At 71.8% G+C, this 20450-nt stretch carries 26 protein-coding genes; 19 read left to right on the forward strand and 7 right to left on the reverse strand.

Annotated features, from left to right (window positions below):
* The first annotated feature begins 170 nt into the window (after nt 1-170).
* From ABZS77_RS25185 to ABZS77_RS25205, 5 genes are all read left to right on the forward strand, one after another.
* Nucleotides 171-479 carry a 4a-hydroxytetrahydrobiopterin dehydratase gene (locus ABZS77_RS25185; RefSeq protein WP_354827444.1) on the forward strand — a complete coding sequence of 103 codons (309 nt, stop codon included), beginning with the start codon at nt 171-173 and terminating at the stop codon, nt 477-479.
* A 117-nt stretch (nt 480-596) separates the two neighbouring features.
* On the forward strand, nt 597-917 hold the full coding sequence (locus tag ABZS77_RS25190) for a hypothetical protein (RefSeq protein ID WP_354827446.1): 321 nt from the start codon (nt 597-599) through the stop codon (nt 915-917).
* 502 nt (nt 918-1419) lie between these two features.
* Entirely contained in the window at nt 1420-1782 is a 363-nt protein-coding gene (locus tag ABZS77_RS25195) for a PH domain-containing protein (protein ID WP_030337500.1), read from the forward strand.
* 224 nt (nt 1783-2006) lie between these two features.
* Nucleotides 2007-2735, forward strand: a complete 729-nt coding sequence (locus ABZS77_RS25200) for a class I SAM-dependent methyltransferase (RefSeq protein ID WP_354827449.1) — start codon at nt 2007-2009, stop codon at nt 2733-2735.
* Nucleotides 2736-2901: 166 nt separating this feature from the next.
* Nucleotides 2902-4182 carry an MFS transporter gene (locus tag ABZS77_RS25205; protein ID WP_354827452.1) on the forward strand — a complete coding sequence of 427 codons (1281 nt, stop codon included), beginning with the start codon at nt 2902-2904 and terminating at the stop codon, nt 4180-4182.
* Here the strand turns inward: ABZS77_RS25205 and ABZS77_RS25210 are convergent.
* Genes ABZS77_RS25210 through ABZS77_RS25220 form a run of 3 tightly spaced genes read right to left on the reverse strand, consistent with a single transcriptional unit; the run spans nt 4166 to nt 5416 of the window.
* Nucleotides 4166-4609: an SRPBCC domain-containing protein gene (locus tag ABZS77_RS25210; protein WP_354827455.1), complete on the reverse strand. Its 444-nt coding sequence runs from the start codon at nt 4607-4609 to the stop codon at nt 4166-4168. The two genes, ABZS77_RS25205 and ABZS77_RS25210, sit on opposite strands and share 17 nt — an antisense overlap.
* A gap of 1 nt (nt 4610) precedes the next feature.
* Nucleotides 4611-4961 carry a metalloregulator ArsR/SmtB family transcription factor gene (locus ABZS77_RS25215; RefSeq protein ID WP_354827459.1) on the reverse strand — a complete coding sequence of 117 codons (351 nt, stop codon included), beginning with the start codon at nt 4959-4961 and terminating at the stop codon, nt 4611-4613.
* Nucleotides 4958-5416, reverse strand: a complete 459-nt coding sequence (locus ABZS77_RS25220) for an SRPBCC domain-containing protein (protein WP_354827462.1) — start codon at nt 5414-5416, stop codon at nt 4958-4960. Before ABZS77_RS25220 ends, ABZS77_RS25215 begins: the two co-directional genes overlap by 4 nt.
* 116 nt (nt 5417-5532) lie before the next feature.
* Here ABZS77_RS25220 and ABZS77_RS25225 point away from each other — a divergent pair, with 116 nt between their 5' ends.
* A complete protein-coding gene (locus ABZS77_RS25225) occupies nt 5533-5907 on the forward strand; it encodes a VOC family protein (RefSeq protein ID WP_354827465.1) in 375 nt (124 codons plus the stop codon).
* A gap of 95 nt (nt 5908-6002) precedes the next feature.
* Nucleotides 6003-7232: a GAF domain-containing SpoIIE family protein phosphatase gene (locus tag ABZS77_RS25230; RefSeq protein ID WP_354827468.1), complete on the forward strand. Its 1230-nt coding sequence runs from the start codon at nt 6003-6005 to the stop codon at nt 7230-7232.
* Between the two features lie 42 nt (nt 7233-7274).
* Here the strand turns inward: ABZS77_RS25230 and ABZS77_RS25235 are convergent, their stop codons facing one another.
* Nucleotides 7275-8048 (reverse strand): class I SAM-dependent methyltransferase, encoded by a 774-nt coding sequence (locus tag ABZS77_RS25235; protein ID WP_354827470.1) that lies wholly within the window; start codon nt 8046-8048, stop codon nt 7275-7277.
* Nucleotides 8049-8120: 72 nt separating this feature from the next.
* Here ABZS77_RS25235 and ABZS77_RS25240 point away from each other — a divergent pair, with 72 nt between their 5' ends.
* A complete protein-coding gene (locus ABZS77_RS25240) occupies nt 8121-8555 on the forward strand; it encodes a hypothetical protein (protein ID WP_354827473.1) in 435 nt (144 codons plus the stop codon).
* A gap of 62 nt (nt 8556-8617) precedes the next feature.
* Nucleotides 8618-9208 carry a DinB family protein gene (locus tag ABZS77_RS25245; RefSeq protein WP_354827476.1) on the forward strand — a complete coding sequence of 197 codons (591 nt, stop codon included), beginning with the start codon at nt 8618-8620 and terminating at the stop codon, nt 9206-9208.
* Between the two features lie 18 nt (nt 9209-9226).
* Here ABZS77_RS25245 and ychF read toward each other — a convergent pair whose 3' ends face one another.
* The gene (gene ychF / locus ABZS77_RS25250; RefSeq protein WP_234583858.1) at nt 9227-10312 is read right to left on the reverse strand and encodes a redox-regulated ATPase YchF; all 1086 of its coding nucleotides are present in this window, start codon (nt 10310-10312) and stop codon (nt 9227-9229) included.
* Nucleotides 10313-10474: 162 nt separating this feature from the next.
* Between ychF and ABZS77_RS25255 the strand changes: the two genes are divergently transcribed.
* Genes ABZS77_RS25255 through ABZS77_RS25280 form a run of 6 tightly spaced genes read left to right on the forward strand, consistent with a single transcriptional unit; the run spans nt 10475 to nt 13204 of the window.
* Nucleotides 10475-10888 carry a YbaB/EbfC family nucleoid-associated protein gene (locus ABZS77_RS25255; RefSeq protein ID WP_354827479.1) on the forward strand — a complete coding sequence of 138 codons (414 nt, stop codon included), beginning with the start codon at nt 10475-10477 and terminating at the stop codon, nt 10886-10888.
* Between the two features lie 4 nt (nt 10889-10892).
* Nucleotides 10893-11210 carry a type VII secretion target gene (locus ABZS77_RS25260; RefSeq protein WP_354827482.1) on the forward strand — a complete coding sequence of 106 codons (318 nt, stop codon included), beginning with the start codon at nt 10893-10895 and terminating at the stop codon, nt 11208-11210.
* Between the two features lie 8 nt (nt 11211-11218).
* On the forward strand, nt 11219-11710 hold the full coding sequence (locus ABZS77_RS25265) for a hypothetical protein (protein WP_354827486.1): 492 nt from the start codon (nt 11219-11221) through the stop codon (nt 11708-11710).
* Entirely contained in the window at nt 11707-12276 is a 570-nt protein-coding gene (locus ABZS77_RS25270) for an exonuclease (RefSeq protein WP_354827489.1), read from the forward strand. The genes ABZS77_RS25265 and ABZS77_RS25270 overlap by 4 nt, the downstream gene beginning before the upstream one ends.
* Entirely contained in the window at nt 12273-12827 is a 555-nt protein-coding gene (locus tag ABZS77_RS25275; protein ID WP_354827492.1) for a nucleotidyltransferase domain-containing protein, read from the forward strand. The genes ABZS77_RS25270 and ABZS77_RS25275 overlap by 4 nt, the downstream gene beginning before the upstream one ends.
* 29 nt (nt 12828-12856) lie before the next feature.
* Nucleotides 12857-13204, forward strand: coding sequence for a hypothetical protein (locus tag ABZS77_RS25280; protein WP_354827494.1), 348 nt, complete (start codon nt 12857-12859; stop codon nt 13202-13204).
* A gap of 7 nt (nt 13205-13211) precedes the next feature.
* Here ABZS77_RS25280 and ABZS77_RS25285 read toward each other — a convergent pair whose 3' ends face one another.
* Both ABZS77_RS25285 and ABZS77_RS25290 read right to left on the reverse strand, forming a co-directional pair.
* Nucleotides 13212-13946 (reverse strand): peptidase E, encoded by a 735-nt coding sequence (locus tag ABZS77_RS25285; RefSeq protein ID WP_354827497.1) that lies wholly within the window; start codon nt 13944-13946, stop codon nt 13212-13214.
* Nucleotides 13947-14019: 73 nt separating this feature from the next.
* A complete protein-coding gene (locus ABZS77_RS25290; protein WP_354827500.1) occupies nt 14020-14517 on the reverse strand; it encodes a hypothetical protein in 498 nt (165 codons plus the stop codon).
* A 187-nt stretch (nt 14518-14704) separates the two neighbouring features.
* Here ABZS77_RS25290 and ABZS77_RS25295 point away from each other — a divergent pair, with 187 nt between their 5' ends.
* From ABZS77_RS25295 to ABZS77_RS25310, 4 genes are read left to right on the forward strand one after another with little or no spacing between them, the layout of a single operon-like run.
* On the forward strand, nt 14705-16168 hold the full coding sequence (locus ABZS77_RS25295; protein ID WP_354827503.1) for an AlkA N-terminal domain-containing protein: 1464 nt from the start codon (nt 14705-14707) through the stop codon (nt 16166-16168).
* A complete protein-coding gene (locus ABZS77_RS25300) occupies nt 16165-16674 on the forward strand; it encodes a methylated-DNA--[protein]-cysteine S-methyltransferase (protein WP_354827506.1) in 510 nt (169 codons plus the stop codon). Before ABZS77_RS25295 ends, ABZS77_RS25300 begins: the two co-directional genes overlap by 4 nt.
* Nucleotides 16675-16711: 37 nt before the next feature.
* Nucleotides 16712-18550, forward strand: a complete 1839-nt coding sequence (locus ABZS77_RS25305) for an ABC transporter ATP-binding protein (RefSeq protein ID WP_354827509.1) — start codon at nt 16712-16714, stop codon at nt 18548-18550.
* On the forward strand, nt 18547-20421 hold the full coding sequence (locus ABZS77_RS25310) for an ABC transporter ATP-binding protein (RefSeq protein WP_354827512.1): 1875 nt from the start codon (nt 18547-18549) through the stop codon (nt 20419-20421). Before ABZS77_RS25305 ends, ABZS77_RS25310 begins: the two co-directional genes overlap by 4 nt.
* Nucleotides 20422-20450 lie beyond the last annotated feature (29 nt).

The raw sequence follows: 20450 nt of genomic DNA on the forward strand, positions 1-20450 counted from the left end.
GCCAGATCAATCGGCGGTTTGGGTACCGTAACCGGCCGCTAGGCCAGGAGAACCCGGAAGTGTGGGCGTGGACACCCCTTCCGCGCGGCGAGAGACTAGAGGGCACCGACAAGACACGGGATGGCGACGATTTGGCCACGAGCCGGCAACGGCGCTTGGGGGGTGCGGTGATGCGCGTGCTGTTCAACAGCAGGTCGAAGCACGACTACCTTGCCGACGCGTTGACCTTGCTGTCTGGTTGGACACGCGAGGGGGAGCAGATCCGACGGACGCTCGCGATCGACGATACCCAACACGCGGCACTAACTGAACGGGTCAAGGTGGTCGCGGATGCGCTGCACCTTCGCCCGGAGATCAGCCGGCAGTCCGACAGCACCCAGATCCGGGTCGGGCACGGCAACGGTGAGCCGCTGACCGAGGGCGAGGTCCTGCTGGCCGCCCGCATCGAGGACGCGTACCGGGCGGTCACCGAGCCCTGAGGGTTCGCTGAGAGTTGAGGTTTCTCCTGAAGAGACCTGGGGTACGAATACTGACGGGAGCGTACAACTACTCCCGCAACGGACGAGACCCTCAGAAAGCCTTTTTCAGGAGCTGATATGAGCACGCCTACCCAGAACCGCGCCAAGGACCACGACGAGCACGCCGGTCACGACGTCCGGCGCGTGCACCGCCACGGCGACGAGACGAAGCCGTCCTGGAAGACCAGCGAGCTGGCGATCTACGTGCTCGCCGTCATCGGTGTGCTGATCGCCTCGAACGCCGTCGGCGACGGCGCCGCGAACGACGGCGGCGACTACTTCGCCGCCGACAAGGCCTGGTGGTACATCACCCTGCTCACCATCGGCTACCTGGTGAGCCGGGGCCTGGCCAAGGCCGGCAGCCGCAGCACGGACCACGACCCGCGCAGCGACCACTGACATAGCGTCGAAGCCCCGCGCCTGCCCACTTCCAACGGGTGGACGCGGGGCTTCCGCATGTCGCCAGGCAACCCTGGCTCACCGGTCGGTCACGGCATCCTGCGGGTACCAGCGCAGCTCCACCGAGTTGCCGTCCGGGTCCTGCACGTAGATGGAGGTCGCGGACCCGCGGGCACCGAACCGGTCACCGGCCCGGTCAGCACCGTGAAGGCCCCCGATTCGATCACCCGGACCCAGTCCAGCGGTGCCACCACCAGGCAGAAGTGATCAACGTTCGTGCCATGCCGCTCCCCACGGACGAGATCGATGAGCGAGGGCCGGTCTGGCTGCCAGCAACACCACCACCCGGGTACGCGAGTTCGTCCGCGCCGCGACCGACGCGATCCCCCGATGAGGCACGCCGAGTTCCGCCGCCACCGGCTGGTGCGGGTCCACGGCGACGGCGAGTTCGTGGTCATCGCCCGTGCTGGCACGCTGGCACCGGTTTTCTAGCCTGGATGCCATGGCGAACATCGCGTACGACCGCAAAGAGCAGGTCCAGCAGATCGAGAGTGGCCTTCTCGAGGGTGAGCAGATCATCGCCGTCTACGACGCGGTCGGCACCGGCACCGGGTTCATCGGGCTGACCGACCGCCGGGTGATCATCCAGGACCGTTCCTTCGTCGGAAAACGGTTCGCGATCACCAGCATCCCGTACTCGAAGATCACCAGCGTGAGTGTGGTCAGCAACAAGTCCTGGGGTGGCTCGTTCTTCTCCACCGGGGCGATCGCGATCCACGTCGGCACGCACACCTACGAGGTGGAGTTCCGTGGCGCGCAGAAGAGCCACCACGTGCACAACGTGATCCTGCACCACATCTCCTGACCGTACGACCGCTGCGGGCCCGGCTGGCGTAATTGCCTTGCCGGGCCCGGCCGTCTCTGGTGTCCTCGGTCGACAGCCGCGCGAGAGGAGCAGCCGCCATGGCCGAAACGGCGAAGTCCCCCGAACCCATCGTCATCCGACCCGAGGAATCGAGACTTCGTGAGCAGATCTGCTCCGCTGACCATGGCGCGACGCGCCACTGACACCAACCCCGGAGGCCGCTGATGTCGGTCTTCGACGATCCCGGCCTCTTCGGTCGGCTGTGGGCAACCGACTACGACATCGGCAACCCCGACCCGGCACCCGCCGTGGACTTCCTGGCCGACCTGGCCGACGGCGGTCCGGTTCTCGAACTGGCGATCGGCACCGGCCGGGTCGCGTTGCCGCTGGCCGAACGCGGGCTCACCGTGCACGGCGTCGAGGCGTCCGAGGAGATGCTCGCGCAGCTGCGGGCGAAACCGGGTGGCGACCGGATCCCGGTGGTCGTCGCCGACATGGCGGACGTACCGGTGGAGGGCGAGTTCCGGCTCGCCTACCTGGTGTTCAACACGTTGTTCAACCTGGTGGACGCCGAGCGGCAGGCGGACTGTTTCCGCAACGTCGCGCGGGTGCTGTCGCCCGGTGGCGCGTTCGTCATCGAGACGTTCGTACCGGACCCGCGTACCTTCGACTCGGACGAGCAGGTGCAGGTGCGGGCCGTCACGGAGGACTCCGCGACGATCCGACTGCACAAGTACGACCGGCCGGCGCAGCGGTTCATCCGGCAGACCATCACGTTCGACAGTGCGGGCGTACACCTGAAGCCGTTCGCCATGCGGTACGCCTGGCCGCACCAGATCGACGAGATGGCCGAGCGGGCCGGGCTGCGGCTCGCCGAGCGGTACGCCGACTGGCACCGGCGGCCGTTCACCGCCGACAGCCCGTTGCACATCTCCGTCTACCACGCCCACTAGCGGTCTGATCGACTCGGGTTCCGGACGGTCGGGGTGTCATCGCCACGACGACACCCCGACCCGAGGAACCCGAGTCGATCTCCCGCCGACCGTTCCGCCCGAAGCGGAATCTGCTGAGAGCAGCCTCCGCTGGCCCGCCACGGCCCCCGTCAGGTCGACTGGCGGCATGTCGTCGAATCCGGTCCGCTTCCCGCGCGCCTCGCCGTACTGGCCCGTGGTGAGTCACCCACTGCTGCGGCGGGTCCTGCCCGGGTTGGCGGTGTCCGCGCTTGGCGACGGCATGGCGTTGGTCGCGGTAATCTGGCTCGCCAGGGAACTCGCACCGTCCGGTCAGCACGGCACCTGGATCGCGCTCGCCATGGCGGCGTACACCCTCCCCAGCGCTGCTGGGACGGTCATCTTCGGCCGGTTGCTGCGCCCCCGCGGCGGCGCCCAACTCGCCGGGTGGGACGCGATCCTGCGGGCCTGCGCCCTCGCGGCGATTCCCCTCGCGCACCTCGCCGGCGTACTCGGCATCGAGCTGTACGTCGTCCTGCTGGCCGCGTCCGCGCTGCTGCACTCGTGGGGGTCCGCCGGACGGTTCACCCTGATCGCCGAACTGCTGCCGCAGCGCCACCACCTGCCGGCCAACGCGGTTCTCTCCACCATCGCCGGATTCGCCACAATCGTCGGTCCACCGCTGGCCGGCGTCCTGATCGGCTGGGTCGGGCCGGGGTGGGTCATCGCCGTCGACGCCGGCACCTTCGCCGTGCTGGCGCTCACGTACCGCCTCGCCCTACCCCCCGCCGACAGCGTCGACGCGCAGGAGCGGGGCGCTTCGCGTACCGCCGGCTTCTCCGTCATCCGCCGCAACCCCGCCCTGCTGAACCTGCTGGTGCTGAGCCTGTGGTTCTTCTTCCTCTTCGGGCCGGTGTACGTGGCCATGCCGATCCACATCACCGACGACCTGCACGGCTCCGCGACACTGCTCGGCGCCTACTACACGGCGTTCGGCATCGGCGGCCTCGCCGGAGGTCTCGCCGCCGGGCACCTTCGCCGCTGGCCGCTGCGCGCCACCACCATCGGCATCGTCGTCGCGTTCGGTGTCGCGATGCTGCCCCTCGGTCTGGGCGCGCCGGTCGGCGTGTCGTTACCGGCGTTCGCCCTGGCGGGCCTGATCTGGGCGCCGTACATGTCGACGTCGATGGCGCTGTTCCAGCGCAGCGCGTCCGTCGCGCAACTCCCGGCGGTGCTTGCCGCGAACGGCGCCGTCCTCGTGCTGGCAGTACCGCTGGGGACCGTGCTCGGCGGCCCGCTCGTGGGTGCCCTGGGCGCACGCCCGACGCTGCTGCTCTGCGCCGTGGCGATCGTGGCCCTCGGCCTCGTCGCCGGGGGAATCGCGCTCTCCCGGCGGAGCGCGCGACCCTCCGGCGATCCGGCCGTCACCGAGGTCAGTGCCAGTCGCTGATGCGGACGTCGTCCGGCGCCGGCCGGCCGCGTCCGGTCTCCACCAACTCCTTCAGGCTCATCAGGAACAGCGCCCACTTGGTACTGCAGTGGTGCATGAACTCGACGGGCTCACGCCAGCCCTCGTGCGCGAACTGGACGATCGTGTACTCGCCGCGCTTGTCGAGACGCCAGTCGACGTCGGTGCCGACCCATTCCTCGGGCCCGTCGACGACCCGCCACCGCACCCGGCCGGCGGGGTCCAGCTCCAGGACCTCCATGTCGAAGCCGCCGAGGTCACCGAACCGGAATGCCAACCGTCCGCCGACCTCGCTCCTGCCCACCGTGTCGGTGGTCCACCAGCCGGCGAGGCCGGCCGGGGTCGCCACCGCTCGGTAGACGTCGTCGAGCGGAGCGACCACACCAACCCGGTGCAGGATGTCCACCATGTCATTCCCCTTCGCTGTCGGTGCGGCCGCGTTCGATCGCCTCGGCGATCCGCTTGATCCGGCGCAGGCGGGCGTCCCAGGTGGCGCCGACCGCCGACAACTGGGCGACCGCGCGGGCGAGCTGCGCCTCGTCGACCTGGTAGTGCCGCTCGCGGCCGGCCGGCTCGGCGTGGATGAGCCCGACCCGGTCCAGGACCGCCAGGTGCTTCGAGACGGCCTGGCGGGTGACGGGCAACCGCCTGCTCAGCGACGTCGCGGTGCCCGGCCCGTCGGAGAGAAGAAGATCGATCATGGTACGTCGGGTGGGGTCGCCGATCGCCGACCACAGCTCATCGTCGACGGCCGTGCTCATGCGGCGGCGACCAGCCGCGCGACGTACGCACCCAGCTTCGGCATGTAGTGGTCCCAGCCGTTCACGTGGTCCCGGTACTGCTCCTCGAGGACGGCGACCTCCCAGCCCGCCTCGCGGAACCCGGTCTCGGTCATCCGTACCTGGGTGCCCGCGCCGCTCGGGGTGAGGTCGAAGGTGACGAGCAGCGACTGCCCGCTGCGATCCGCGTCGGTGAAGCACCACCGGAAGGAGAACCGTCTCGGCGGGTCGACCTCGACGACGGCGAGCGCGACGGTCGTCGTCTCGCCGGTGTCGCCGTTGCGCCACACCAGCTCGCCGGGTGCGCCGGCGACCGACTCGAACCGCGCGTCGTCGGGCCACCACTCCCGCATGTGCTCGGGTCGACTGACCACCTCGAAGACGACCTCGGGAGACGCGTCGACGTGGATGTCGCGTTCGATGGTTCCCTGTTCCATGACCACACCCTTTCGCAACCTTTGGTTGCACTGAACCTACGACACCGCACGTACGTTGCGCAACCTTTCGTTGCGCCTCCCGGTGTTTGTCGGACCCGAGGCGCACAATGCCGACCATGTCTGAGCCAGCTCCGCACCGGCACCACGGCATCGACTACGTCGAGCTCACGGTCAACGACCTCGCCGAGGCCAAGCGCTTCTACGCCGACGCGTTCGGCTGGGAGTTCAACGACTACGGGCCGGGTTACGCCGGCATCCGCAGCCCACACGGCGACGCGGCGCCCGAGGTGGGCGGTCTCCGCCTGGACCAGGACGTCCGGACGGGCGGCCCGCTGGTGCTGCTCTACTCGAGCGACCTGGACCGGTCGGTGCAGGCCGTGAAGGACGCCGGTGGTCAGGTGGTGAACGGGCCGTACGAGTTCCCGGGCGGACGGCGATTCCACTTCACCGACCCCAGCGGCAACGAGCTGGGCGCCTGGGGGGAGCAGTAGCACGCCCGCTGCCAGCCCGGTCGGTTCCACCGGTCGGCACGTTGGTCGGCGGACGCATGACCAGCGGCGGTGACCGACGCGGCTACGATCCTGACGTGGTAGCGACCAGCGGCGTCACGGACGCGGAGCGGTTACGCCGCATCGAGACGGTGACCGATGCGACGCTGTCCCGGCTCGATGTCGCCGACCTCTTCGACGAGTTACTCGACCGGGTCCGCGAGTTGCTGCACGTCGACACCGCCGCCATCCTGCTGCTGGACGTGCACGCCCGACAACTCGTGGCCACCGCCGCCAAGGGGTTGGAGGACGAGGTCCGGCAGGCCTTCCGGATCTCGATCGGGCAGGGCTTCGCCGGCCGGATCGCCCTCACCCGCCGACCAGTGATCATCGAGTACGTCACCGCCGACAAGGTGGTCAACCCGCTCCTCCTGGAGACCGGGGTCCGGTCCCTGCTCGGCGTACCGGTCTTCACCCGCGGTGAACTCATCGGCGTCCTGCACGTCGGGAGCCTCACCCCGCGCCGGTTCGCCGCGGACGACGTCCGGCTGCTCGAACTGGTCGCCGACCGGATCGGCGTGGCGAGCCAGGCCCGCGCTCACAGCCTGGACCAGAACGCCGCCCTGGCCCTGCAACGGAGTCTGCTCCCCACCCAGTTGCCCACGGCACCGCACCTGGACATGGCCGCCCGGTACGTTCCCGGTCACGTCTCCGGCGTCGGCGGCGACTGGTACGACGTCTTCCTGCTCCCCTCCGGGTGGCTGGGCGTGGTGATCGGTGACGTGTCGGGGCACGGACTGCAGTCGGCGGTGGTGATGGGACGCATCCGCAGTGCGCTGCGCGCGTACGCCCTGGTAACGGACGACCCGGCGGAGGCCCTGACCCTCCTCGACCGGAAGGTCAACCACTTCGAGACCGGCAGCCTCAGCACCGCGTTGTACGCGATGATCTCCCCGGACGGCACGACCATCCGGATCTCCCTGGCCGGGCACCTGCGCCCCGTGCTGGTGGCGCCCGCGCAGCCCGCCCGCCTGATCGAGGCGCGGGTCGACCCACCGCTGGGCATCGGCTACTGGACGCCGCGACGACACAGCACGACTGTGGACTTCCCGCCCGGCGCGGTCCTGGTCGGCTACACCGACGGGCTCGTGGAACGCCGGGGCGAGCTGATCGACACCGGCATCGCCCGTCTGGTGTCGGCCGTTCCGCTGGCGCCCGCCGACGTCGTCTGCACCGCCGTGATGGCGACCCTCGACACCCAGAACCCGAACGACGACATCGCCCTTCTGGTCATTCGTCGAACAGCCCGCGAAATCGCGGGAGCGTGACGATCGGCGTGCGGCACCACGGCCGACAGGGGCCGCCGACCGTCACAGCCGCCGGGCGCGCAGCACACCGGTCAGCATCGGCAACGTGAACTCGCCCCGGGCGGTCTCGGGCGTGCTGCCAAGGAAGTCGCGGATCCGGCCGAGCACGGCCCTGCGCTCCGGGTCGGCCATGACCAGCATGCCCGCCCGCGTCGCGAGCGTCGCCACGAGAGAGTCGGCGGTACGGCGCTGGCCGTGCGGGAACTCGACCTGCGCCGCCGCGTCGAACCGGGCGACCGGGCCGGTGCCCGGCGCCAGCATGGTCGCCGTCGCCGCACGCCAACTGCTCACCGTGTCACGCGGGCCGATGGCCGCGCTTCCGCTGACCCGTTCGAGGTCGGCAACCCAGCCGACCCGGTCGTCCAGGATGTTCCACAGTCCAGCCAGCACGCCTCCCGGCGCGAGGACCCGGGCGATCTCCGGACCCGCGACGGCCATGTCGAACCAGTGCATCGCGTTGCCGGCCAGCACGGCGTCGACTGACCCGTCAGGCAACGGGACCGCCTCCGCGCTGCCCGGCAGGGCACGGACGGCCGGCAGCGCGCGGCGCAGCTCGGCGAGCATCGCCGGGTCGGGTTCGACCGCGACGACCTCCACGCCCAGCGCGACAAGCGTGGCGGACAACTTGCCGGTGCCAGCGCCGAGGTCGAGCACCCGCGGGCCAGGTGCGGGCTCGAGCGCCCACCGCACAGCGGCCCGCGCGTAGTCCGGGCGGTGCTCGGCGTACGCGGTCGCCGCCGCGCCGAACGACGAGCTGAGCCGCGACCGTTCGTCCACGCGCCCACCCTACGTCGAGGACCACTGTGGTCGGTGCCCGACGCCAACGGTCCATCCACTAGCGTTCCGGTGATGACGGCCCAGGCGGCGGGCGTGTTCCGTCGGACAGCTATCGAGCGATCAGATCAACGCATCGCGTGGGAGCGGACGGACCAGGCCTTCTTCGCCGCCGGAGCGTGCCACGTCCTGGCCTGGGTGTGCCGGAACTCCTACCCGGATCGGCGCATCGACATCGCGGGAGTGCGCCTCGCCGGCGGGTGGCAGATCTTCCACGTCTACGCGCTCTGGGACGGCTGGGCGTACGACCACTCGGGCTGGAATCCCGAACCGGAGCTGCTGGCGGTCAACACGACCTTCGAGGGCCGTCCGCTGGAGAGCGTCAGGATCAGGGACAGCCTCGCCGACTTCTGCGAGACGCACCACTCCCGTCTGCCCCACCAGTACTGGCGGGACCCCGTCCCCCGTGCGCGCGGCTACCTGCGCCAGCACACCCCGCCCTGGGTGTAGTTCAGCCCTCCAACGCCCGGGCGGGCAGCGACAGCGGCCGGCGCGTGGCAGGCTCCCCGAGCATGATCGATGATTTCGCGAAGGAGTACCTGCACAGCGACCTGCGGGAGATGCGCGAAGCGCTGCTGTGGAAACTCGACGGACTGTCCGAGTACGACATCCGCCGCCCCCTGACCTCGACCGGGACCAACCTTCTCGGCCTGGTCAAACACCTGTCGATATGGGAGGCCACCTACTTCGGCGAGGTCTTCGACCGGCCCTTCCCCGAACCGCTTCCCCGGTGGGACGACGACGCCCTGCGGCAGGGCCTCGACATGTGGGCGACCGAGCAGGAGACGCGCGAGGACATCGTCGACCGCTACCGTCGCGTGTGGCAGCACTCGGACGCGACGATCACGGCCCTCGCCATCGACGCACCCGGCCGCGCGCCCTGGTGGCCGCAGCCGGACGTGAAGCTGTTCGCCATCCTGGTCCACATGCTCATCGAGACCAGCCGGCACGTCGGGCACGCCGACATCCTGCGTGAACAGCTGGACGGATCGACCGGAACGATAGCCAGGAGGGCACCCGCCGAACACGACGCGGCCTTCTGGGAGGCCCGCCGCACAACCATCGAGCGAGCCGCCAGAGCCGCCGACCCCAGCACTGCCTGACAGCGCCAACGGCCGGACTCAGACGTTGAAGCGGAACTCCACCACGTCGCCGTCCTGCATGACGTACTCCTTGCCCTCGATGCGGACCTTGCCCGCAGCCTTGGCCGCCGCCATCGACCCGTGCTCGACCAGGTCGTTGTAGGAGACGACCTCGGCCTTGATGAAGCCGCGCTGGAAGTCGCTGTGGATGACACCCGCGGCCTCCGGCGCGGTCGCGCCGACCGGGACGGTCCAGGCGCGCGCTTCCTTGGGGCCGGCCGTGAGGTACGTCTGGAGGCCGAGCGTGCGGAAGCCGACGCGGACGAGCTGGTTGAGGCCGGGCTCGTTCTGCCCGATCGACTCCAGCAGTTCGCGGGCCTCCTCCTCGGGCAGGTCCACCAGCTCGGATTCGATCTTGGCGTCCATGAAGACGGCCTCGGCGGGGGCGACCAGGGCGCGCAGCTCGTCGAGGAACGTCTCGTTTGCCAGTTCGGCCTCGTCGACGTTGAAGACGTACAGGAACGGCTTGGTGGTGAGCAGGTGGAGCTCGCGCAGGTGCTCCAGCTCGATCTTGGCGGCGGCGGCCCCGGAGTACAGGGTGGTGCCACCGTCGAGCACCTCGATGGCGGCCTTCGCGGCGGCGACCGCGGCGAGGCGGTCCTTGCGGAGCTTCGCCTCCTTCTCCAGCCGGGGCAGCGCCTTGTCCAGGGTCTGCAGGTCGGCGAGGATCAGCTCGGTGTTGATCGTCTCGATGTCGTCGGCCGGGGAGACCTTGCCGTCGACGTGGACCACGTTCGGGTCGGAGAAGGCGCGGACGACCTGGCAGATCGCCGAGGCGTCGCGGATGTTGGCCAGGAAGGCGTTGCCCCGGCCCTGCCCCTTCGAGGCGCCACGCACCAGACCGGCGATGTCGACGAACGACACCGGGGCGGGCAGCACCTTCTGCGACGAGAAGATCTCGGCCAGCTTGCCCAGCCGCTCGTCGGGAAGCCCGACCACGCCGACGTTGGGCTCGATGGTGGCGAACGGGTAGTTCGCCGCCAGCACGTCGTTCTTGGTCAACGCGTTGAAAAGCGTGCTCTTGCCGACGTTGGGCAGGCCGACGATGCCGATGGTGAGACTCACGACGGGCCAGCTTACGCCGGTGCCGGCCGGGCCGGTCCAGGCGGCTCCGATTCGCCCCGCGCCGGACACCGGCCCTGGTCACGACTCGGCGGATCCCGACGCCGGAATCCCGTTGCTACCCTCTCGATGTCGCATGCGACGTGAGGGGGCGTTGTGGACCAGGTGACCGAATTCGACAGACTGTTCCAGCAGACCCGACAGGCGCTGGCGTCGATGCGTTCGACCGGGCAGGTCCCCGACGGCCTGGACGTCGAGCCGGCGCGCGGCACCGGATCCGCGGCGGGCGGTCAGGTCGAGGTCGTGGCGGTCGGTCAACGCGTCGAGTCGGTGACGGTCGACCCGCGTGCCCTGCGGATGGGCGCCGAGATGCTCGGCGAGCAGATCACCCTGGCGGTCAACGCCGCGCTGGACGACCTGCGCCTCGCGGCCGGCGACGTCGGGGACGCGCCAGCGGTGGACCCGGTGGCGCTGGGCCAGCAGCTCGACGAGTTGCAGAACGAGTCGGTGCGCAGCATGGCGGCGATGACCGACGCGCTCACCGACGCGGTGCGGCGCATCCAGCAGGCAGCGAGGTGATGGCATGCCCGAGGACCTACAGGTGCACCCGCCCGCGCTGCGGCAGGGCGGCGGCCACCTGACGACTGTGGCCGAGCAGCTCGCCGCGCAGTGGGAGGCGCTGCGCGCGCGGACGGCCTCGATGGGCGACATCTTCGGCGACGACGACGTGGGCGGCCTGATCGGCATGTCGTACCAGGTGGCCGAGGAGATCGCGGCGGAGTGCCTCGGGTCGGTCGTCGACGGGCTGCGCGGCTTCGGTGACGGGCTGAGCGTGATGGCCGACCAGTACGACCTGGTCGAGCAGGACAACGACGCCCAGTTCACGACGATGAGCTCGTAGGCGGGTCGATGGGGATCATGCTGCCCGGCGAACTCGCCGGCCTGCTGAACGAGTTGGGCTACACCTGGCCCAAGTCGGACGAGACGAAGATGTTCGAGCTCGGCCAGATGTGGATGGAGATGGCCGAGTCGCTCAACAACGCGGCGGCGGAGGGCACGGCGGCCGCGCAGCGGGTGCTGGACGGCAACCAGGGTGACGCGCTGGCGGCGTTCCAGCAGCGCTGGGAGTCGGACGGCTCGGCGATATCGGTGCTGCGCGACGGTGGCACCGGCGCGCAGATGGTGGCGGCGACGCTGTTCGTGTGCGCGCTCATCGTCCTCGCCCTGAAGATCAACGTGATCGTCCAGCTGATCATCCTGCTGGTGCAGATCATCCAGGCGCTCGCGACGGCCGCCCCGACGTTCGGCGCCTCGCTGCTGGAGATCCCCGTCTTCAAGAAGCTCACCGACATCGTCCTGAACATGCTCATCGACCAGGCCATCGGGGTGGTCCTGGGATGACCTCTCCCCTGCCCGAGCTGTACGTCGGCGTCGACGTGGAGGCGGACGGGCCGATCCCCGGGCCGTACAGCATGATCTCGCTGGGCATGGCCGTGGCAGGTCGCCCGGATCTGACGTTCTACACCGAGCTGCGGCCCATCTCCGACGAGTTCGTGCCGGCCGCGCTGGCCGTGTCGGGTCTGGACCGGGACCGCCTGCTGCGCGAGGCGCCGACCGCGCCCGAGGCGATGGCATCGGCGGCGGCCTGGGTCAACGGGTTGCGCCGGATCGGTCGACCGGTCTTCCTCGCCGCGCCCGCCGTCTGGGACGGCATGTTCGTGCACTGGTACTTCGTGCGTTTCGTCGGCCACAGCCCGTTCGGCGCCACCGGCTCCGGCGTCGACCTGCGCAGCTACTGGATGGGGCTGACCGGCGGCGAGTGGGTCCAGACCCGCAAGGGCAGGATCAAGCACGAGCTGGGTCTGCACGACGTGCCGCACACCCACCACGCCGGCGAGGACGCCGCCGAACTGGCGCAGGTCTTCGACGCCGTACTGCGCCGCCGGCAGTCGGGCGGGCCGCAGTGACCGGCCGCCGACGGGACCTGCCGGACGGCGCCACGACGGCCGCCCGGGGCATCGTGGCGCAGGCCGCCCGGAGCATGATGCGGCGGGCCGACGACGTGGCGGGCGAGGCGGCCGAGACGGCGACCACCCGGGCCGCCCGCCGGATCCCGCAGGGCTTCACCGAACGGCAGTGGACCCGCTTCGCCCGGGGCGCCCGGCAGACGCAACGCCAGGCCGGACTGCCCGACGGGGACCTGGTGGCCCACGGCAGCCGGGTGAAGGGCACGGCCCGCCCGGACTCCGACATCGACGTGGCGCTCATCGTCGACGACAAGACCTTCTTCGACCTGGCCGAACGTTCCCTCTCGCGGGCGCCGGACGGCACCCGGCTGCGCAAGACGATGCTGCGCCGGATCAACGAGAACGGTCAGCTCGCCAGCTTCGACCTGGGCACCGACTTCACCCACCTGCGCCGCGAACTGATGGACACGCACGTGCCGCACAAGGTGCAGTTCTCCGTGCTGCGCCGGGGCGGCAAGTTCGACAACGGCCCGTTCCTCCCGCTCGATTGAGCGGTTCCGCATCTGGCAAGGTGGCAGACGTGCAGACGACGTTGCAGTTCCTCATCATGGTCGACGGCCCGCTCACGGCGGCGGAGCTGCTCGACCTGATCCGCACCCGGCTGCCCGACGCGGTGCCCTACCGCCGGGACTCGGTGGACGTCCGGGGCAACCTGCTGGAGATCAACCCCAACGAGGACGCCGACCCGCAGCTCGCCGCCACCGACGAGGACGACTACCTCTACTTCCGGTGGCGGGTCGAGCTGACCCCGATGGACCGGACCGTCGACGAGGCGCACCAGATCGCCCTCGCCCGGGAACTGCTGCGGGCGATCGAGGGGCCGCAGGCGCGGGCCACCGTGTGCGCCGCGTTCGAGGACCGGGTCTGACCCACGCTCAGGCGAGCAGGCGGGGAGCGATGACCGCCTCCCGGACACTGCCGTCCGCGCCGCGGGTCACCTCGTACGCCGAGACGCCCTCACGGTCCGCGATCGCCTCAACCAGCCGGGTGCCCCGGTAGACCAGGCCGACGCCGTCGTCGGTGCAGTGGCTGGTCGGCAGCGTCCCGTCGCCGACCAGCTCGTGCATCAGCGGTCGCCGCTGGTCCTCGCTGTCGTAGTGCACCCCGTTGCCGTACGGCAGCCAGGCCAGCCCCTCGGTGAAGCCGCGCAGTCGGGGGCCGAAGCTGTCGGTGGCGCCGCCCACGTGCCAGCAGATCGACCCGGCGGAGACGCCGGCCAGCACCACGCCGGCCTGCCAGCACTCGTGCAGGATCTCGTCGAGCCCGTGCACCCGCCAGACGGCCACGAGGTTGGCCACGCTGCCGCCGCCGACCCAGACGACGTCCTGGGCGAGCAGGTGGGCGCGGACGTCGTCGACGTTCGGCATGGGGAACAGGGCCAGGTGCGACAGCCGGAACCGGGTGTCGGCGAACGCGCCGTAGACGGCGGTCAGCGAGGTGGGCTGGTCGCCGACGGCCTGCCCGAGGTAGCACACCCGGGGCTGCGCCCCGGCCCCCGCCAGCTCTGCCGCCAGCTCGAAGACCGGCCCGGGACGCAGGTCGGACGGGCCCCGGTCGCCCCGGAAGAAACCCATGCTGGTGGCGAGGATCGTCGGTTCGCTGGCGGGCATTCGTCGTCTCCTTCGTCGGTGCTGACGGCGTCCATCCTGCCGCAGCCGGTGCCGCGCCCGAGGTCGGTGCCGCTCAGCAGGCCCGGCGCTGGCGGGGCACCACCACCGCGTCGGCGGGCAGGGCGTCGAGGGGTGACTCGCCCGCCGGTAGCTGCGCGGCGGCGGCGCGCGGCAGGGTGAACCGCTCGGGGGCGGCGGGGCCGGCCGCGCTCGACTCCCGAAGCATCCACAGCACCTCGTCCGTCGTCCAGCCCAGACCCGGGCGACCGGCGATCTCCCGGAGCAGTCGTCGGCCGACGCGGGTGTCGTCGTCGTAGAACCGCATGCACCAGTGGTGCGTCCACATGCCGAGGGCCCGCAGGCCGGCGTCGTCGAGGGAGTTGGCCAGACGACCGCAGGCGGTGTCGGCAAAGGGCCGCTCGATGTCGCCCGCCCGGTCCCGTTCGAGGGCACCGACCGCCGCCGGACCGACGGCCCGCATCCGGCGGTAGAAGGACTGGGCCACCGCGCGGGGCAGCGGCGGAAACGCGCCAGGTGTCGACGCCGCCGCCCGACCCGCCACGCTCACCATCGCCGCACCCTTCTTGAGTTGGTGGCCGGACGTTACCCGGCACGACTGACACTTCCGGGCGGAAACCACTCAGGAGCAACGGATTCGCGGCACCGGCGCCGCCGGTGACCCGCACGGCCGGGCGGGTCCACGCCCAGGTCCGATTCCCGCCAGCCGGCGGCCCGGCCAGCGGGGCATCATCGGTGACGTGGAGATGGACTTCGAGCGGTGCTACCGGGCTGTGGACAGCCGTGACCAGCGGTTCGACGGCTGGTTCTACACCGGCGTGACGTCCACCGGGATCTACTGCCGACCGTCCTGCCCGGCGACCACCCCCAAGCGGCAGAATGTCCGTTTCTTCCCGTCGGCGGCGGCGGCGCAGGGTGCCGGGCTGCGCGCCTGCCGCCGCTGCCGGCCCGACGCCGCACCCGGCTCTCCGGAGTGGGACGTCCGCGCCGACGTGGTCGGCCGGGCGATGCGGCTGATCGCCGACGGGGTCGTCGACCGGGGCGGCGTGCCGGGGCTGGCCGCCCGGCTCGGCTACACCGAGCGGCACCTGCACCGGATGCTGCGCGCCGAGATGGGCGCCGGGCCACTCGCGCTGGCCCGTGCCCAGCGGGCGCAGACCGCTCGGATCCTCATCGAGACGACCGGCCTCGGGATGGCCGAGATCGCGTTCGCCGCGGGTTTCGGCAGCGTGCGGCAGTTCAACGACACGGTCCGCGAGGTGTACGCGAGCGCACCGTCCGAGCTGCGCGCGGCCCGTGGCCGGCAGCAGACACCGCCCGGCGCGGGGACCATCTCCCTTCGGCTGGCGTACCGTCCGCCGCTGCACGCCCGGGCGCTGCTGGACTTCCTCACGCTGCGGGCGCTGCCGGGCGTGGAGGAGGTCCGCGACGGGACGTACCACCGGGGGTTGCGGCTCCCGCACGGTGCCGGACAGGTGGCCCTGACCCCGGCGGACGGGTACGTGGCGGCGACGCTGCGCCTGGCCGACCTGCGCGACCTGGCGCCGGCGGTCGCCCGCTGCCGCCGGCTGCTCGACCTGGACGCGGACCCGGTGGCCGTCGACGGCACGCTGGCCGGCGACCCGGCGCTGGCCCCGGCGGTCGCCGCCGAACCGGGTGTCCGCGTGCCCCGTTCGGTGGACGGCTTCGAGATGGCAGTCCGCGCGGTGGTCGGCCAACAGGTGTCGGTGACCGCGGCGCGGACAACCCTCACCCGTCTGCTCCGGCAGGTTGACGATGCCGCCGCGCGACAACCTGACGACCGACGCGCCGAGGGCGGGAGCGACCTGCGCGGTTTCCTGAGCGCGGAAGAGCTGTTGGAGGTGCCGGACCCGGGGTTCGGGATGCCGGCGGGGCGGCGGGAGACCCTGCGGGCGTTGGCCCGGGCGGTCGCCGACGGTGCGCTGGACCTGGCGCCCGGCGGCGACCGGGAGGAGACCGTACGACGGCTGCTGGCGCTGCCCGGCATCGGCCCCTGGACGGCCGGCTACCTCGCCATGCGCGCCCTCGGCGACCCGGACGTCCTCCTCGGCACCGACCTGGCCGTCCGGCGCGGCGCGGCGCGCCTCGGCCTCCCCGACGACCCCAAGACCCTCGACGCGTACGCCGACCGCTGGCGCCCCTGGCGGTCCTACGCCACGATCAGACTCTGGAGAGCGGCATGAGCATCGACAGCACAGTGGTGAGCACCCCGGCCGGCCCGCTGAGCATCCTCGCCGGCCCGGACGGCGACGTACGGGCCGCCGGCTTCACCACGGACCCGGCGGCACTGCTGCCCCTGGTCCACCCGACCCTGCGGGCGCCGCTACGCCGGCGGGACGACCTGGGCGCCATCAGCACGGCGGTCCGGTCCTACCTGGACGGTGACCTCGCCGCGATCGACGCGGTGCCGGTGCGGCAGCACACCAGCGGCGAGTTCATGGCACACGCCTGGCAGGTGCTGCGTGACGTGCCCCCGGGCGCCCCGGTCACCTACACCGGGTACGCGGCGCTGGCCGGTCGACCGCCGGCGGTACGGGCCGCCGCGGCCGCCTGCGCCCGCAACGCGGCCGCGCTCTTCGTGCCCTGTCACCGGGTGCTGCGGACCGACGGCACCCTCGGCGGCTACCGCTGGGGGCTGGACGTGAAGACGTGGCTCCTCGGTCACGAGCGGCGGCTGACAGCAAGCTGACACAAGCATCGACAGCTATTGACGCTACCTTCGGGTAGTGCCTGCGGAGAACGACGGCGACCCGGCCGCACGGGTCGCCGCGGGTCCCCACCCGGTGCACAACCTCTGGCGGCTGCGCCGCTACCTGCGCCCGTACGCCGCCGAGTTCGTCTGGCTGCTCGTCGCGGGCCTCGCTGGCACGGCCGCCGGGATCGCCGTACCCCTCGTGGTGCAGCGGGTGGTCGACGGGCCGGTGGCCGGGCGCGAGCCCGGTGCGCTGATCCAGCTCGCCGGTCTGGCGCTGCTGCTCGGCGTGGTCGAGGCGGTGCTCATCTTCATCCGCCGGTGGGTGCAGTCCTCGTCGTCGGTGGGCATGGAGGCGGCCCTGCGCGCCGACGTGTACGCCCACCTGCAACGGTTGCCGGCCAGCTTCCACGACCGCTGGCAGTCCGGCCAGTTGCTCTCTCGGATCACCAGCGACCTGTCGGTGATCCGCCGGTTCCTGTCGTTCGGCGTGTTCTTCCTGCTGCTCAACGTCACCACCTACGTGGTGGTGGTGGCGCTGCTCGTGCACCTGCACCCGGCGCTCGGGCTGCTCGTCGCGGCCAGCGGGGTGCCGCTGCTGCTGATCAGCCGTCGCTTCGGCAGGCACTACCACGCGGCGTCGCGCCGGATGCAGGACCAGCAGGGCGACGTGGCGACCCTGGTCGAGGAGACCGCGCAGGGGCTGCGCACCATGAAGGCGTACGGCCGGGGGCCCGAGCTGGCCGCCCGCTTCGCCGGTGGGGCGCGGACGCTGCACGACACGGGCGTGGGCAAGGGCCGGCTGCTTGCCAACACCTCGGCGCTGCTCGACCTGGTGCCGAACGTGACCCTGGGCGTGGTGCTGGTCGCCGGGGCTGCCGCCGCCGCGCGGGGCGCGCTCACCATCGGTGAGCTGGTCGCGTTCGTGAGTCTGCAACTGATGCTCATCTGGCCGGTGCAGTCGCTGGGTTGGATCATCGCGAACGGTCAGGAGGCCGCCACCGCCGCCGACCGCATCCAGGAGGTGCTGGACACCCCGCCGCAGATCGTGGACGCCCCCGACGCGCTCGCGCTTCCCCGCGACGCGGTCGTCGGCCGGCTCCGCTTCGAGCGGGTCTCGTTCCGCTACCCGGGCGCCGCCGCGCCGGTGCTGCACGAGGTCGACCTGACCATCGAGCCGGGCGAGACGGTGGCCCTGGTCGGCGCCACCGGCTGCGGCAAGAGCACCCTGCTCTCCCTGGTGCCCCGGCTGCACGAGGTGACCGGTGGCCGGATCACCCTGGACGGGCACGACCTGCGTGACCTGCGGCTGGACTCGCTGCGGCGGCTGGTCGGGATGGCGTTCGAGGAGCCCACGCTGTTCTCCATGTCGGTCCGCGAGAACCTCACGCTGGGCCGTCCGGACGCCGGCGACGACGAGGTACGCGCCGCGCTCGCGCTGGCACAGGCGGAATTCGCGTACGACCTGCCGTGGGGGTTGGCCACCAGGGTGGGTGAGCAGGGGCTGTCCCTCTCCGGCGGACAGCGGCAGCGGCTGGCGTTGGCGCGGGCCGTGCTCGGCCGTCCGGCGCTGCTGGTGCTTGACGACCCGCTGTCCGCCCTGGACGTGCACACCGAGGCGCTCGTCGAGGCGGCCCTGCGGCGGGTCCTGCGCAGCAGCACCGCGCTGCTGGTGGTGCACCGCCCGTCGACGATCGCGCTCGCCGACCGGGTCGCCCTGCTCGACGGCGGACGGATCACGGCGATCGGCCGGCACTCCGACCTGCTGGCCACGGTTCCGGCCTACCGGGCCCTGCTCGCCGCCGAACCGCCGGGCGGGAAACCACCGCCGTCCGCGTCCGCCCCGGACGGATGGGGCCTGGTGCGCTCGTGACCAAGGAGGCCGACCCGCCACCCGGGGACGACGAGGAGTTGACCCGCTGGCGCGGCACCGCCACCGACCCGGAGGCCGACCGGAGCCGCGCCGAGGACAGCAGCCCGGAGGCGGTGGCACGGCTGCGCCGCCTCAGCCGCACCCTGCTGGCCGACCTGCTGCGCCCACACCGGCGCCGGCTCGTCGCCGCCGTCGGTCTGCTGTTGGCACAGAATGCCGCCGCGATGGCCGGCCCGTACCTGGTGATGGTCGGCATCGACCGGGGCATCGCACCGCTGCGGGCCGGCGACGCGGTCCCGCTGGTCGCCGTGGCGGGAGCGTTCGCCGTCTCCGTCGTCGGCGAGTACACGGCCCGCCGGGGCTTCCTGACCCTCTCCGCCCGGATCGGCCAGGCCGTCCTGCTGGAGCTGCGGCAGCGGGTGTTCGGGCACTTCCTGCGGCTGTCGGTGGGTTTCCACGAGCGGTACACGTCCGGCCGCATGGTCTCCCGGCTCACCAGCGACCTGGACTCGATCGCCGAACTGGTCAACGGCGGCATCGACAGCCTGGTGCTGGCCGCGCTGTCGATCCTGTCGGTGGCCGCCATCCTGCTCTGGCTGGACCTGCCGCTGGCCGCCGTGACGCTGCTCGCGTTCCCGTTCCTGTTCTGGCTCTCCCGCTGGTTCGCCGGGGCGTCGGCCAGCGCGTACCGGCGGACCCGCGAGGCGGTCGCGCTGGTCATCGTGCACTTCGTCGAGTCGATGCGGGGCATCCGGGCCGTGCAGGCGTTCCGCCGGGAGCCCCGCAACCACCGCATCTTCGTGGCGCTCGGCGACGAGTACCGGCAGAGCAGCCTGCGCGCGTTCCGCCTGATCGCCACCTATTCCCCCGCGATCAAGCTGATCGGCAACGTCACGGTGGCGGTGGTCCTCTGCTACGGCGGTTGGCGGGTGCTCGACGGACGGACCGAGGTCGGGGTGCTCGCCGCGTTCCTGCTCTACCTGCGGCGGTTCTTCGAGCCGATGCAGGAGCTGAGCCAGTTCTACAACTCGCTCCAGTCGGCCACCGCCGCGCTGGAGAAGCTGGCCGGGGTGCTCGACGAACGGCCCGGCGTCGCCGAGCCGGCCCGCCCGGTGCCGCTGCCGACCGGCCCCGGACGCGGCGAGTTGACCTTCCGGGCGGTCTCGTTCGGCTACCGCGCGGACACCCCGATCCTCGCCGGGCTGGACCTGACCGTGCCCGCCGGGCAGACCGTGGCGCTGATCGGGCCGACCGGTGCCGGCAAGTCGACGGTCGCCAAGCTGGTCGCCCGGTTCCACGACCCCGACGACGGCACGATCCGCCTCGACGGCGTCGACCTGCGGGACGTGGGTGACGCCGACCTGCGCCGCGCCGTGGTGCTGGTGACCCAGGAGAACCACCTGTTCAGCGGCACGGTGGCGGAGAACATCCGCTTCGGCCGGCCCGGCGCCGACGACGACGCCGTGCGGGCCGCCGCCCGCGCCATCGGCGCGCACGAGTTCATCGCCGCGCTGCCCGACGGGTACGCCACGCAGGTGCACCGGCGCGGCGGCCGGCTCTCCGCCGGGCAGCGGCAGCTCGTCGCGTTCGCGCGGGCGTTCCTCGCCGACCCGACGGTGCTGATCCTGGACGAGGCGACGTCGTCGCTCGACGTGCCGACCGAGCGGCTGGTGCAGCGGGCGCTGGGCACCATCCTGCGTGACCGCACCGCCCTGGTGATCGCCCACCGGCTCTCCACAGTGGAGACCGCCGACCGGGTGCTCGTCGTCGACGGCGGCCGGATCGTCGAGGACGGCCCGCCGGCCGTGCTGGCCGAGGCGGACGGCCGGTACGCGGCCCTGCACCGGCAGTGGCGCGACTCGCTGGTCTGAGCCGGCGATGCGCAACTGCGTGGCCCGGC

The organism is Micromonospora sp. NPDC005298 (genome assembly GCF_040607375.1).
GTDB lineage: Bacteria > Actinomycetota > Actinomycetes > Mycobacteriales > Micromonosporaceae > Micromonospora.

What these genes read in the sequence shown, in the direction of transcription:
- ABZS77_RS25185 (WP_354827444.1), top strand. Translation starts at nt 171, where the DNA reads ATGCGCGTGCTGTTCAACAGCAGGTCGAAGCACGACTACCTTGCCGAC.
- ABZS77_RS25190 (WP_354827446.1), top strand. Translation starts at nt 597, where the DNA reads ATGAGCACGCCTACCCAGAACCGCGCCAAGGACCACGACGAGCACGCC.
- ABZS77_RS25195 (WP_030337500.1), top strand. Translation starts at nt 1,420, where the DNA reads ATGGCGAACATCGCGTACGACCGCAAAGAGCAGGTCCAGCAGATCGAG.
- ABZS77_RS25200 (WP_354827449.1), top strand. Translation starts at nt 2,007, where the DNA reads ATGTCGGTCTTCGACGATCCCGGCCTCTTCGGTCGGCTGTGGGCAACC.
- ABZS77_RS25205 (WP_354827452.1), top strand. Translation starts at nt 2,902, where the DNA reads ATGTCGTCGAATCCGGTCCGCTTCCCGCGCGCCTCGCCGTACTGGCCC.
- ABZS77_RS25210 (WP_354827455.1), bottom strand. Translation starts at nt 4,609, where the DNA reads ATGGTGGACATCCTGCACCGGGTTGGTGTGGTCGCTCCGCTCGACGAC.
- ABZS77_RS25215 (WP_354827459.1), bottom strand. Translation starts at nt 4,961, where the DNA reads ATGAGCACGGCCGTCGACGATGAGCTGTGGTCGGCGATCGGCGACCCC.
- ABZS77_RS25220 (WP_354827462.1), bottom strand. Translation starts at nt 5,416, where the DNA reads ATGGAACAGGGAACCATCGAACGCGACATCCACGTCGACGCGTCTCCC.
- ABZS77_RS25225 (WP_354827465.1), top strand. Translation starts at nt 5,533, where the DNA reads ATGTCTGAGCCAGCTCCGCACCGGCACCACGGCATCGACTACGTCGAG.
- ABZS77_RS25240 (WP_354827473.1), top strand. Translation starts at nt 8,121, where the DNA reads ATGACGGCCCAGGCGGCGGGCGTGTTCCGTCGGACAGCTATCGAGCGA.
- ABZS77_RS25245 (WP_354827476.1), top strand. Translation starts at nt 8,618, where the DNA reads ATGATCGATGATTTCGCGAAGGAGTACCTGCACAGCGACCTGCGGGAG.
- ABZS77_RS25260 (WP_354827482.1), top strand. Translation starts at nt 10,893, where the DNA reads ATGCCCGAGGACCTACAGGTGCACCCGCCCGCGCTGCGGCAGGGCGGC.
- ABZS77_RS25265 (WP_354827486.1), top strand. Translation starts at nt 11,219, where the DNA reads ATGGGGATCATGCTGCCCGGCGAACTCGCCGGCCTGCTGAACGAGTTG.
- ABZS77_RS25270 (WP_354827489.1), top strand. Translation starts at nt 11,707, where the DNA reads ATGACCTCTCCCCTGCCCGAGCTGTACGTCGGCGTCGACGTGGAGGCG.
- ABZS77_RS25285 (WP_354827497.1), bottom strand. Translation starts at nt 13,946, where the DNA reads ATGCCCGCCAGCGAACCGACGATCCTCGCCACCAGCATGGGTTTCTTC.
- ABZS77_RS25290 (WP_354827500.1), bottom strand. Translation starts at nt 14,517, where the DNA reads ATGGTGAGCGTGGCGGGTCGGGCGGCGGCGTCGACACCTGGCGCGTTT.
- ABZS77_RS25300 (WP_354827506.1), top strand. Translation starts at nt 16,165, where the DNA reads ATGAGCATCGACAGCACAGTGGTGAGCACCCCGGCCGGCCCGCTGAGC.